12 protein-coding genes are annotated in these 12,495 nt (G+C 58.7%); 4 read left to right on the top strand and 8 right to left on the bottom strand.

From position 1 onward, the window contains the following. Positions 1 to 24: 24 nt before the first annotated feature. Positions 25 to 651: a multifunctional acyl-CoA thioesterase I/protease I/lysophospholipase L1 gene (tesA, locus tag LDK53_RS02690; protein ID WP_225284052.1), complete on the bottom strand. Its 627-nt coding sequence runs from the start codon at positions 649 to 651 to the stop codon at positions 25 to 27. Here tesA and ybbA point away from each other — a divergent pair. The 3 genes from ybbA to LDK53_RS02675 all read left to right on the top strand — a co-directional run bounded on the left by ybbA (position 619) and on the right by LDK53_RS02675 (position 5,045). Continuing rightward, complete coding sequence (gene ybbA / locus LDK53_RS02685) at positions 619 to 1,305, top strand: putative ABC transporter ATP-binding protein YbbA (protein WP_225284043.1); 687 nt, start codon at positions 619 to 621, stop codon at positions 1,303 to 1,305. The genes tesA and ybbA overlap by 33 nt on opposite strands. Then, a complete protein-coding gene (gene ybbP, locus LDK53_RS02680) occupies positions 1,302 to 3,716 on the top strand; it encodes a putative ABC transporter permease subunit YbbP (protein WP_225284041.1) in 2,415 nt (804 codons plus the stop codon). The genes ybbA and ybbP overlap by 4 nt, the downstream gene beginning before the upstream one ends. A 183-nt stretch (positions 3,717 to 3,899) precedes the next feature. Next, positions 3,900 to 5,045: a porin gene (locus LDK53_RS02675; protein WP_025756129.1), complete on the top strand. Its 1,146-nt coding sequence runs from the start codon at positions 3,900 to 3,902 to the stop codon at positions 5,043 to 5,045. Between the two features lie 91 nt (positions 5,046 to 5,136). Here the strand turns inward: LDK53_RS02675 and mnmH are convergent, their stop codons facing one another. From mnmH to ppiB, 5 genes are all read right to left on the bottom strand, one after another. Then, a complete protein-coding gene (mnmH, locus tag LDK53_RS02670) occupies positions 5,137 to 6,207 on the bottom strand; it encodes a tRNA 2-selenouridine(34) synthase MnmH (RefSeq protein WP_225284039.1) in 1,071 nt (356 codons plus the stop codon). Positions 6,208 to 6,291: 84 nt separating this feature from the next. After that, complete coding sequence (purK, locus tag LDK53_RS02665; protein ID WP_225284037.1) at positions 6,292 to 7,359, bottom strand: 5-(carboxyamino)imidazole ribonucleotide synthase; 1,068 nt, start codon at positions 7,357 to 7,359, stop codon at positions 6,292 to 6,294. Then, a complete protein-coding gene (gene purE, locus LDK53_RS02660) occupies positions 7,356 to 7,865 on the bottom strand; it encodes a 5-(carboxyamino)imidazole ribonucleotide mutase (RefSeq protein WP_025756126.1) in 510 nt (169 codons plus the stop codon). The genes purK and purE overlap by 4 nt, the downstream gene beginning before the upstream one ends. Positions 7,866 to 7,984: 119 nt before the next feature. Then, the gene (gene lpxH / locus LDK53_RS02655; protein ID WP_059386526.1) at positions 7,985 to 8,707 is read right to left on the bottom strand and encodes a UDP-2,3-diacylglucosamine diphosphatase; all 723 of its coding nucleotides are present in this window, start codon (positions 8,705 to 8,707) and stop codon (positions 7,985 to 7,987) included. A gap of 3 nt (positions 8,708 to 8,710) precedes the next feature. Further along, entirely contained in the window at positions 8,711 to 9,205 is a 495-nt protein-coding gene (gene ppiB / locus LDK53_RS02650) for a peptidylprolyl isomerase B (RefSeq protein ID WP_025756124.1), read from the bottom strand. Between the two features lie 174 nt (positions 9,206 to 9,379). Here ppiB and cysS point away from each other — a divergent pair, with 174 nt between their 5' ends. Further along, positions 9,380 to 10,765, top strand: a complete 1,386-nt coding sequence (gene cysS, locus LDK53_RS02645; protein ID WP_225284035.1) for a cysteine--tRNA ligase — start codon at positions 9,380 to 9,382, stop codon at positions 10,763 to 10,765. Between the two features lie 85 nt (positions 10,766 to 10,850). Here cysS and LDK53_RS02640 read toward each other — a convergent pair whose 3' ends face one another. Beyond that, positions 10,851 to 11,372 carry a metal-dependent hydrolase gene (locus tag LDK53_RS02640; protein ID WP_045286675.1) on the bottom strand — a complete coding sequence of 174 codons (522 nt, stop codon included), beginning with the start codon at positions 11,370 to 11,372 and terminating at the stop codon, positions 10,851 to 10,853. 73 nt (positions 11,373 to 11,445) lie between these two features. Continuing rightward, positions 11,446 to 12,462, bottom strand: coding sequence for a Mal regulon transcriptional regulator MalI (gene malI / locus LDK53_RS02635; RefSeq protein ID WP_225284032.1), 1,017 nt, complete (start codon positions 12,460 to 12,462; stop codon positions 11,446 to 11,448). Positions 12,463 to 12,495: the final 33 nt, after the last annotated feature.

The raw sequence follows: 12,495 nt of genomic DNA, 5'->3' as shown, positions 1-12,495 counted from the left end.
TTACCTGTCAGGATCTCCGCTTAATCAGGAGTCATGGTTAACTAAAGGAGCCAGCCGCGTTGCCATCCAGTCGGCAATAAACGGCTGCGCATCGCGATTGGGGTGGATCCCGTCGTCCTGCATCCACTGGGGTTTGAGATAGACCTCTTCCATGAAAAATGGCAGCAGCGGAATATCAAACTCTTTGGCAAGCTTAGGGTAGATCGCGCTAAAGGCCTCATTATACCGACGACCGTAGTTGGCGGGCAGGCGAATTTGCATCAGCAGCGGCTGGGCGTTTGCCGCCCGGATGTCCTGCAAAATGGTGCGCAGGGACTGTTCCGTTTGCTGAGGCTGGAAACCGCGTAAGCCATCATTGCCGCCAAGCTCAACCAGCACCCAGCGCGGCTGATGCTGTTTGAGTAGCGCAGGCAGGCGCGACAACCCCTGCTGCGAGGTATCACCGCTGATGCTGGCGTTGATAACCGTCGTTTTGCTCTGCCATTTGTCATTGAGCAGGGCGGGCCAGGCCGCGCTGGCCGCCATACGATAGCCTGCGCTCAGGCTGTCACCGAGAACCAGTAACGTGTCCGCTGCCGCCGCGCGGAAGGTCATCAGAATCAAAAACAGGAAGGGCAAATGCCAGCGGAAAACAGTGTTGAAGTTCATCATCTTAAGAAGTCCGTCGGTCAGGGGGAACACGAGCTTTCCATCCTTACTGGAGTTGAACTCGTTGTCAAACGTGCTGAAACCATCGCGCTGATTGGCGAATCAGGCTCTGGTAAGTCCACCCTGCTGGCGATTTTGGCCGGTCTGGACGACGGCAGCAGCGGTGAGGTCCATCTTGTCGGGCAGCCGCTGCATCAGCTTGATGAAGAGGCGCGCGCCGCGCTGCGCGCACGTCACGTGGGTTTTGTCTTTCAGTCTTTCATGCTGATCCCGACCCTCAACGCGCTGGAAAACGTCGAACTCCCGGCGCTTCTGCGTGGGGAAAATAGCCGTGACAGCCGCGCTCACGCGAAGGCGCTGCTGGAACAGCTCGGTCTGGGGAAACGTCTCGACCATCTTCCCGCGCAGCTTTCCGGCGGCGAGCAGCAGCGCGTGGCGCTGGCGCGGGCGTTTAACGGCCGCCCTGAAGTGCTGTTTGCCGATGAGCCCACCGGCAACCTTGACCGTAAAACCGGCGACCGGATTGCCGACCTGCTGTTTTCACTTAACCGCGAACACGGCAGTACGCTGATCCTCGTCACCCACGATCCGCAGCTTGCCGCCCGCTGCGACCGGCGCCTGCGGCTGGTGAACGGTATGCTTCAGGAGGAGACATGATTACCCGCTGGTTCTGGCGCGAGTGGCGTTCCCCCTCGCTACTGATTGTCTGGCTGGCGCTAAGCCTGGCGGTGGCCTGCGTGCTGGCGCTCGGCAGCGTCAGCGACCGTATGGAAAAAGGGCTCAGCCAGCAGAGCCGGGAGTTTATGGCGGGAGACCGGGCGCTGCAAAGTTCGCGCGCCGTTCCGCCGGGCTGGATTGACGAAGCGCGCAGGCGGGGACTGACGGTGGGAGAACAGATAAGCTTCCAGACGATGACCTTCGCGGGCGACACGCCGCAGCTGGCGAGCGTTAAAGCCGTCGATGAGATTTACCCGATGTACGGCGAACTGCAGACCAGCCCGCCCGGGCTGAAGCCTGCGCCCGGTACGGTACTGCTGGCTCCCCGGCTGATGGCGCTGCTGAATCTGAAAACCGGTGACAGCATCGACGTCGGCGATGCCACACTGAAAATCGCCGGGGAAGTGGTGCAGGAGCCGGACTCCGGCTTTAACCCTTTCCAGCTTGCGCCACGCCTGCTGATGAACACCGCCGATGTTGCGGCAACCCATGCGGTCCAGCCGGGCAGCCGCGTCACCTGGCGCTACAAGTTTGGCGGCACGCCTGCCGAGCTTAATGACTATGAAAAATGGCTTCTGCCGCAGCTCAAACCGGAGCACCGCTGGTACGGGCTGGAGCAGGACGAGGGGGCGCTCGGTAAATCGCTGGAGCGTTCCCAGCAGTTCCTGCTGCTGTCGGCACTGTTGACCCTGCTGCTGGCGGTGGCGGCGGTCGCTGTTGCGATGGGGCACTACTGCCGCAGCCGCTATGACCTGGTGGCGATCCTCAAAACGCTCGGCGCAGGGCGCAAGCAACTTCGCAAACTGATTGTCGGCCAGTGGCTGATGCTGCTTGCCCTCTCCGCGCTAACCGGCGGGATAATGGGGCTGCTGTTTGAAAAACTGCTGATGGTAATGCTGAAACCGGTACTCCCGGCCGCATTGCCGCCGGCCAGTTTCTGGCCGTGGCTGTGGGCGATGGGCGCGATGACGGTGATCTCGGTGCTGGTGGGGCTACGACCGTACCGCCTGCTGCTCGCGACGCAGCCGCTGCGCGTGCTCCGCAACGATGTGGTGGCGAACGTCTGGCCGCTGAAGTTCTACCTGCCGGTGATTATGGCGGTGGCGGTGGGGCTGCTGGCCTGGCTGATGGGGGGCAGCACGCTGCTGTGGGCCGTGCTGGCCGGGGCGGTGGTTCTGGCATTGCTCTGCGGCGTGCTGGGCTGGATACTGCTCAACGTCCTGAAAAGGCTGACGGTAAAATCCCTGCCCGTGCGCCTGGCGGTGAACCGTCTGCTGCATCAGCCGTGGTCAACGCTGAGCCAGTTGTCGGCCTTTTCGCTGTCGTTTATGCTGCTGGCCCTGCTGCTCGTGCTGCGTGGCGATCTGCTCGACCGCTGGCAGCAGCAGCTCCCGCCGGAAAGCCCGAACTATTTCCTGATCAATATCGCCCCTGAGCAGGTCACGCCGCTGAAGGCGTTCCTGTCTGAGCACCATATCATCCCGGAGGCGTTCTATCCCATCGTTCGCGCGCGGCTCACGCAGATCAACGGCGTGCCAACGGAAGGGAACAAGGACGAGTCGCTTAACCGCGAGCTCAACCTGACGTGGCAGGAAAAACGGCCCGATCATAACCCGATCACGGCCGGCACCTGGCCGCCAAAAGCGGGAGAGGTGTCGATGGAAGAGGGGCTGGCGACGCGCCTGAACGTGAAGCCGGGAGACAGCGTCACCTTTACCGGCGATACCCAGGATTTTACCGCGAAGGTGACCAGCCTGCGTAAAGTGGACTGGGAGAGCCTGCGGCCTAATTTCTTCTTCATCTTCCCGCCGGGAGCGCTGGACGGACAGCCGCAGAGCTGGCTCACCAGCTTCCGCTGGGAAAAGGGCAACGGCATGCTCACCCAGCTAAACCGGGAGTTTCCGACGGTCAGCCTGCTGGATATTGGGGCGATTCTGAAGCAGGTAGGGCAGGTGCTGGAGCAGGTGAGCCGCGCGCTGGAGGTGATGGTGGTACTGGTGACGATTTGCGGCGTGCTGTTGCTGCTGGCCCAGGTGCAGGTGGGCATGCGCCAGCGTCATCAGGAACTGGTGGTTTACCGAACGCTGGGGGCCGGTAAGCGGCTGCTGCGGATGACGCTCTGGAGCGAGTTCGCCCTGCTGGGGCTGGTGGCCGGTCTGGTGGCGGCCATTGGCGCTGAGACGGCCCTGGCGGTGTTGCAGACAAAGGCCTTTGACTTCCCGTGGGAGCCTGACTGGCGTCTCTGGTTGACCCTGCCTCTCTGCGGTGCGGTGCTGCTTTCCCTTTGCGGCGGCTGGCTCGGCACGCGGCTGTTAAAGGGCAAGGCCCTGTTCCGTCAGTTTGTCAGTTGATTTAGCTCGGTGATAATTGCGTGTCGGATTTTAATGCCGACACGCAATGTTTAAATAGCACAAAGTGATAATGCCCACTCATTTAGTAGCACAAAACATTAAAAAACCGACCACACGGCCCGATTATTTCCAGTTAATATTCACCAGCTAAATATTTAGCAGCGTGTCTATTAAGGAAAAATAATGACTATAAAAAAATCAGCGCTGGCGGTAACGATCGGCGCGGCAGTGGCATTGACGTCCTTCGCTTCTCAGGCGGAAATCACCGTTCTTAAACAGGATCCTCAGGCGGGTAACCCGCTGAGCCGCCTGAACTTTACCGTTGGCGGCAGTATCCGTCCTCAGTTCCAGAACATGACCGGCGACGACGGTAAAAACAGCTACAAGCGTAACGGCTTTGACGGCGGTACCCGTTTCCGTTTCGCGGCTGATTACTACCTGTTTGATGACATCAGCTGGATCAGCTACTACGAGCTGGGTGTGAATATTCCCGCGCAGTTTAACTGGGATCACCACTACGCCGAAGGTGCGCACGACACCACGCGTCGTATGCTCTACACCGGTCTGAAGAGTGACACCTGGGGCACGCTGACCTTCGGTCAACAGAACAGCGTTTACTATGATGTGGTTGGCGCGAAAACCGATATCTGGGACTACGACATGATCGCTCAGGCGCCAGGTAACGGGATCAACGGCGACTACGATGGTTCTTATCGTTCACGTCAGATGCTGAAATATAAGAAAACCGTGGGTGATGCCGACATCTATGCATCTTACCTGTTTGAAGACAGCGAATACCTGCCGGGCAATGGCCTGCGCTACAAGCGTAAAGGCGGCGGTTCACTGGGTCTGGATTACCACCTGACCACCGATCTGACCTGGGGCGCCGCGTGGAACTACACCCGTGCGGACATGCGTAACCCGGACAACGGCGACAGCAAAACCTATGACCAGAACATCCTCGGTACCGCGCTGAGCTGGACGCCGGATAACTGGACCTTCTCCGCAGGCGGCGGCTGGTATCAGAACTTCCTGACCACCAAAAAAGTGTCTGTGAATGACTACTTCGCCGGTGACGCGTGGGGTATTGAATACTTCGCAGGGTACAAATTCCCAATCGGTCAGTATGCGGTTAAATCCATCCAGCCTTACTTCATGGGCGACCGTATTGAGTACGTGAACGGCCGTAACTACCAGCGCATCGATAACGGCGTGGGTATCAGCTTCCAGCTGGATTATGGTTTCCGCGTGGATTACGAACACGTGTTCACCTCCAGCACCGACAACCTGGGCGACATGAACCTGGTGCGTCTGCGTTACGACTTCTGAGTCGTCTGTTCCCCCGGTGGCGCTGCGCTTACCGGGGCTACAAAAGCACACGTAGGCCGGGTAAGGCGTAGCCGCCACCCGGCTTTATTTTTCAGCGATCAAGCCACTCAGCAATCTCTTCGTACGTCCCGCGATAGACAATCTTCTCCGCTTTCTTCTCCAGCTGATAGCCGTACATCGGGTCGTAATAGTCCTTTAACAGCGGCACAAGCCAGCTGAAGTGCGCGTCAGTGCTGCCAGTACGTTGTTGTTCGACAAGCGCGGCGTCCAGTAAGGCGGTGAATTCCGCGTACCGCTGCAACCCCAGACGGCGGCGGATGGCGAACAGGCCGTGGTGCAGATATTCACTGTATTCTTTCCAGCCCGCCTCCTCGCCGTATGCGGCTGAAAAGTCCGCCCACATATGATCGAAATACTCTTCGCGCAGGCGCTCAAGCCGAATATCGAACGGGTCCTCTACCACGACGACAGGGGCTTCAGCCATGCGGTCGCGCAGGCATTCCGGCAGATGGTTAGAGCCAATCATCCTGCCTTCATCTTCCAGCACCCAGCGCGCAGCGTCTTTTTTCAGCAGCTCGACCGCAAGGTAGTTTTCGAAGCTTGCCTGGGAAAGTTGCGGCGTCAGCGTGCGGCCAAAGGATGAACCGCGATGGTGCGCCAGTCCTTCCAGATCGATTCCCTGCGCGTGCTGCTGCACCAGCAGCGTTTTACCGTTTCCGGTACAGCCGCCGATGAGCACCATCGGTTTTTGTGACTGCTCGTGGGTCACCTGAATCGCCGTCTGACGCAGGGCCTTATAGCCGCCGCGGATCAGCGGGTAATCGACACCCGCCTCTTTCAGCCAGGCCTGCGAGATATGTGAGCGCTGGCCACCGCGCGCGCAGCAGAGAAAGCCCTCAGGATGGGCAAGGCTGGCGTCGCGCCAGGCGTTGATACGGGCCTCACGCGTGTCGCCATGCACCAGGCTATGGCCAAGCGCCAGCGCGGCCTCGGGCCCCTGGCGTTTATAGCAGGTGCCTACGGCGGCGCGTTCGTCGTCGTTCATCAATGGCAGGTTAAGGGCGGCAGGCATCGCGCCCTGGGCAAATTCGATCGGCGCGCGAACGTCGATTAAAGGGGTATCAGACGCGAGGATCGCGCGATAGTCCGTTCCATCGTTCATGGTTTTTCCAGAAGAAAACTGAGCAGCAATGGGCGGGAATTGTACGCCGGGGAAGGGGAAGGTCAACTCCCCGGCGGGGATGTCTTACCTGAGCTTTGATTGCGCCCAGACAATGCCGCTCGCGTATTCCGGCGGCAGGAGAGGGATCAGGGCTTCCAGGCTGGCACTCAGGCGGTCTGCGTCGCTGTCGTTCAGGTTCAGGTGACCCACTTTACGACCCGGACGAACCTCTTTGTCGTACCAGTGCAGATGCACCAGCGGCAGCTTCAGCCAGTCATAGTTCAGATCGGTGCCGATCAGGTTGATCATCACCGACGGGCTGTTTACCACCGGCTGCGGCAGCGGCAGGTCAGTGATGGCGCGCAGATGCAGTTCGAACTGGCTGATGGAGGCACCGTTTTGCGTCCAGTGGCCGCTGTTATGCACGCGCGGCGCGAGTTCGTTAATCAGCAGACCAGACGGCGTGACAAAACACTCCATCGCCATGACGCCCACATAACCGAGTTCGTGCATGATGGCAGAGAGCATCTCTTCCGCCTGCGCCTGCTGGTCAGCACTGGCGTGCGGGAAGGCGACGCTGGTGCGCAGAATACCGTCCTGATGCAGGTTATGCGTCAGCGGGTAAAAGACCGTACGGCCATCATGCCCGCGCGCGCCAACCAGCGACACTTCACCGCTGAAGTTAATGCCCTGTTCAACGATGCACTCGCCGTAGCACTCATCCGGCAGCGCGGCGGTGTCGTTCGCGCGCAGACGCCACTGGCCGCGGCCATCGTAGCCACCCACGCGGCGCTTCACGATCGCCAGTTCGCCCAGCATCGCGAAGACATCATTCCACTCGCTTTTATCGGACAGCAGCTGCCACGGCGCGGTCGGCAGGCCGAGCTTGTCGAACAGCTGCTTTTGCGTCAGGCGGTCGGCAATAATCGGGAACACATCGCGGTTAACAAAGGCGTTATGACGCGCCAGCTCGCGGGTCAGCGCCGTCTCCGGCCAGCGTTCGATCTCAGCGGTAATCACGCTCTGGTGGAACGGGACGGCTTCAGGTTCCGCATCCAGCCCGACGGGCCAGACGGCAATACCCAGCGGTTCGCCCGCCTGGCGCAGCATACGGCCTAGCTGACCGTTACCGAGGACGCAAACCTGCTTCATGCCGCACCCCGCGGGTCCGGATTGTCGAGCACCTCATCGGTCTGAGCTTTACGCCAGTCCGCCAGACGCTGATGCAACGCGCTGTCGTGCGTCGCCAGAATCTGCGCGGCCAGCAGGGCAGCGTTGGCGGCACCCGCTTTGCCAATCGCAAGCGTGCCGACAGGAATACCACGCGGCATCTGGACGATGGAGTAGAGGCTGTCGACACCGCTCAGCGCGGCGCTTTGTACGGGAACGCCCAGTACCGGCACCAGGGTTTTGGCGGCAATCATGCCCGGCAGATGTGCTGCGCCGCCCGCACCGGCAATGATCACCTCATAACCGTTCTCTTCGGCGCTTTCGGCGAAGCTGAACAGTTTGTCTGGTGTACGGTGCGCGGAGACCACTTCTACATGGTGCGGAACATTCAGGATGTCAAAGATTTCGGCGGCGAACTGCATGGTAGCCCAGTCGCTTTTGGACCCCATCACGATGGCGACACGCGCCGGATTATTGCGGGAAGACATGCGTCTTAAAACTCCTGTGGTGCGAAACACACTGCTTTCGAGGGCACAGAGAATAGCATGTTATACGTGTAAGGAAAACGGTTGCGTGGCTGAGAAATGGGCAAAAAGACGAGAAGCAGTTAAAACGGGAAAGCGATCAACTCCACACCTTCCGGGGTGACTTTAACCATAGACCCTTCGCTGTGCCACGCGCCTAATACCACGCGGTGGGCGGGCTCGCCGTTGGCAATAAGTGAATGCACGTCAGGCCGATGGGTATGACCGTGGATCAGCCACTGGACGCGGTGCTTTTCCATCACGTTCACCACCGCCTGCGGGTTAACGTCCATGATGGTCATGGATTTGCTGCTGTTGGCGGCCTTACTGCCCGCACGCATTTTCGCGGCGATGCGGTTGCGGATGAATAACGGCAGGGCAAGGAACAGCGTTTGGATCCACGGGGTGTGAACTTTGGCGCGAAACGCCTGATAGCCGGTATCGTCGGTGCAGAGCGTATCGCCGTGCATGATCAGCACCTTGCGGCCATAGAGGTTGAGCACCTGCTCTTCCGGCAGCAGCGTCATGCCGCTTTCGCGGGCGTAGCGCTTGCCGAGCAGGAAATCACGGTTACCGTGGATGAAGTAGCAGGGGACGCCAGAATCCACCAGCGCCTTGATGGCCGCCGCCATTTCACGGTGTAGCGGGTTCGGGTCATCGTCGCCAATCCAGGCTTCAAAGAGGTCGCCGAGGATGTACAACGCATCCGCATGTCGGGCTTCACCCGCTAAAAAACGCAGAAAACCGGCGGTGATCGCCGGTTCTTCTGTTTGCAGATGCAAATCTGCAATAAAGAGTGTCGCCACGAATTACTCGCTGACGGTCACGCTTGTAATCACAACGTCTTCTTTCGGAACGTCCTGGTGCATGCCGCTGCGGCCGGTAGAAACGGCTTTGATCTTGTCAACCACGTCCATCCCTTCAACCACTTCTGCGAAGACGCAGTAGCCCCAACCCTGCAGGCTTTCGCCGGAGAAGTTCAGGAAGTCGTTGTCAGCCACGTTGATGAAGAACTGTGCGGTCGCAGAGTGAGGCGCCTGAGTACGGGCCATCGCCAGCGTGCCACGGGTGTTTTTCAGGCCATTGTTCGCTTCGTTTTTGATCGGCTCTTTGGTGGCTTTCTGATGCATGCCAGGTTCGAAACCGCCGCCCTGAATCATAAAGCCGTTGATCACACGGTGGAAGATGGTGTTGTTGTAGAAACCTTCGCGGCAGTAGTCCAGGAAGTTTTTAACTGTTTCAGGCGCTTTGTCATCAAAGGTTTTGATTACGATATCGCCATGATTAGTGTGGAAAGTAACCATTTGTGCATCCTGTTCCGTTATTGTGGTACGTCGACCCGCGTTCGGGTCATATATAGGGGCTTGTTATAGCATAACCACAGGATGCGATCACCTTGCATTGTGTGCTGCTTCAGGTTTGAATTACGGGTAGAATAGCCGGTTTTCAACCACACACGTGTTTACATGGAATCTTCGATGTTAAAAATCTTTAATACAATGACGCGCCAAAAAGAGGAATTTAAACCTATCCATGCCGGGGAAGTCGGCATGTACGTGTGTGGAATTACGGTTTACGATCTCTGTCACATTGGCCATGGCCGCACCTTCGTCGCCTTCGATGTGGTTTCGCGCTACCTGCGTTTTCTCGGGTACAAACTGAAGTACGTGCGTAACATCACCGACATCGACGATAAAATCATTAAGCGTGCGAATGAGAACGGCGAAAGCTTTGTCGCGCTGGTCGATCGTATGATCGCCGAGATGCACAAAGACTTCGACGCCTTAAATATTCAGCGCCCGGACAGCGAGCCGCGCGCGACCCACCATATTCACGAAATTATCGAGATCACGGAAAAGCTGATTGCGCGCGGTCACGCCTATGTGGCGGACAATGGTGACGTGATGTTCTCGGTGCCGACTGACCCGACTTACGGTTCGCTTTCCCGTCAGGACCTGGACCAGCTGCAGGCCGGTGCCCGCGTTGACGTGGTTGACGTGAAGCGTAACCCAATGGACTTCGTGCTGTGGAAGATGTCCAAAGAGGGCGAACCAAGCTGGCCGTCCCCTTGGGGCGAAGGCCGTCCGGGCTGGCACAGTGAGTGCTCGGCGATGAACTGCAAACAGCTGGGCAAACACTTCGACATCCACGGCGGCGGTTCTGACCTGATGTTCCCGCACCACGAAAATGAAATCGCGCAGTCCACCTGCGCCCACGGCGGCGAGTACGTGAACTACTGGATGCACTCCGGAATGGTGATGGTTGACCGCGAGAAGATGTCTAAATCGCTGGGCAACTTCTTCACCGTGCGTGACGTGCTGAAATATTACGACGCGGAAACCGTGCGTTACTTCCTGATGTCCGGCCACTATCGCAGCCAGCTGAACTACAGCGAAGAGAACCTCAAGCAGGCGCGTTCTGCGCTGGAGCGTCTGTACACCGCGCTGCGCGGGACTGACAAATCCGTGGCGGCCGCTGGCGGCGAGGCGTTCGAAGCACGCTTTATTGAAGTGATGAACGACGACTTCAACACTCCGGAAGCGTACTCCGTGCTGTTCGATATGGCGCGCGAAGTGAACCGTCTGAAGTCAGAAGACATGGCGGCAGCGAATGCGCTGGCGTCTCACCTGCGTAAGCTCTCCTCCGTGCTTGGCCTGCTGGAGCAGGAGCCGGACGTGTTCCTGCAAAGCGGTGCGCAGGTGGATGACGGCGAAGTGGCGGAGATTGAAGCGTTGATCAAGGCACGTCTGGAAGCGCGTCAGGCGAAAGACTGGGCGGCAGCAGATGCGGCGCGTAACCGTCTGACCGAAATGGGCATTATTCTGGAAGACGGCCCGCAGGGGACCACCTGGCGTCGTAAGTAAGTCCGTAATGCCCGGTGGCGCTTACGCTTACCGGGCCTACAACATACAGTAGGCCGGGTAAGGCGTAGCCGCCACCCGGCTTTTTTTACCGTCTCTTCCACCATAACACCCCCATCAGCACCACCCCCGGCAACCACACCCACAGCAACTCAGAGATGATCACCTGATGCCCGTACGGCGTGGTATAGCGTGACAGGGCAAACGGCGCGACCTTAATCACCTGCCACGGCGCAAAGAAGCGTTCATCTGACCATGGCCACAGCCAGCCGACGCCTTTTCCGCCTGTCGTAATGGCGTCCAGCAGGCTGTGCGACAGCAATGACACGGTTAAAAACAGCCAGCACCGCGCAAGGCTTGCCCTGAACCATCGTCGGCCTATCAGGACGCACAGTATCGGCACCACGAAGGCAAACAGCAGGGAATGGGTAAAGCCGCGATGGCCAAAAACGTTGCCGTACGCGACGCCAAACCTGAACGCCAGCACGTCGGCATCCGGCAGCATGGCGAGGACAATTCCGGCAAACAGCAGGCGGGGAGGAATGACCCGGGTACCGAGACCTAAGCCCAGGCAAAGCGGAACAGCAGCGTGAGTAATAACGGTAGGCATCGTATTTATCCATGGCAAATCATGGAACTATAGCAGCCATTTCGCGGCAGTTGACCTGTGCTAAATTCTGATTTTACGCCGATTCCCGGGCTATAAGTTGCCCGGAGAGGGTAATGCGCTGCGTTTGCAGCGTCGGCTCTTTCAGCTTGCGGATAATAAGCCCCGCAGCCTGACGCCCGGTCTCGTCGCTGGCAGAGGAGACATAGGTAAACGAGGGCGAGGTGAGGTTAACGTGCAGCATATCTTCGAAACCGACCAGCGCGACCTGCTGCGTCAGAAACACATCTTTGCCCACCGTACGTCCAACCTGATGAATACCGGAGATGGAACCGATCATCGCATCCGGCGAGTGGCAGAGCAGGGCGGTGATGGTGTTGTTTTTCTCCAGCAGCTGACGGGTGGCGATGGCCGCGGCCTGTGTGTCATCGCTACAGGCGGGGGAGCTTTCGTCGCGCCAGACCAGTCCGTTTTGCATCATCGCGCTGCGAAATCCGAGCAGGCGCTGTTCGCGGATAAGACAGCCTTCACGCCCGCCAATGTAGGCGATGTTGCGGTGACCACGCTCGATAAGATAGCGCGCGGCAAGGCTCGCTGCCTGGCGGTTATCGCGCATCACCAGGTTACATTTTTCATCCAGCAGAGACTGCGAGACCACCACCAGCGGCAGTGGACACTGGCGAATCTGCTCCGGCAGGGTGGAGGCACGCGTATCGGACGCGAGATAGATCACGCCCGCCACGCCCTGTTGCTTAAAGGAGAGCAGGGTACGCTCTAAATGCTCCCGATCGTTCAGCGGCTGCCCGAGAAAAACCATATACCCCTGTTTCTCCAGCTCCTGAACAATGCTTGCCATCACCTTGATGGAAAAGCTGTCGCTAAAGTCACGGAGGATCAGGCCGATCAGGTTGGAGGTGTTGGCGCGAAGATTGGCTGCGGCGACGTTATGAACATAGCCCAGCATATTGATGGCAGCGTTGACCTTCTCGATCGTTGCCTCTGAGATTTTCCCTTTCTGGCGCAGCACCAGCGAGACGGTTGAGACCGACACGCCCGCGTGCCTGGCGACATCAATAATGCTGACTTTCTTCAAAACCGCTCCCTGAAATTAACCGATTATCAGCCA

Source organism: Enterobacter sp. K16B (assembly GCF_020216105.1).
Taxonomy (GTDB): Bacteria; Pseudomonadota; Gammaproteobacteria; order Enterobacterales; family Enterobacteriaceae; genus Enterobacter; species Enterobacter sichuanensis.
Note: the sequence above shows the minus strand (reverse complement) of the source record. Positions and strands in the feature narration are given on the sequence as shown.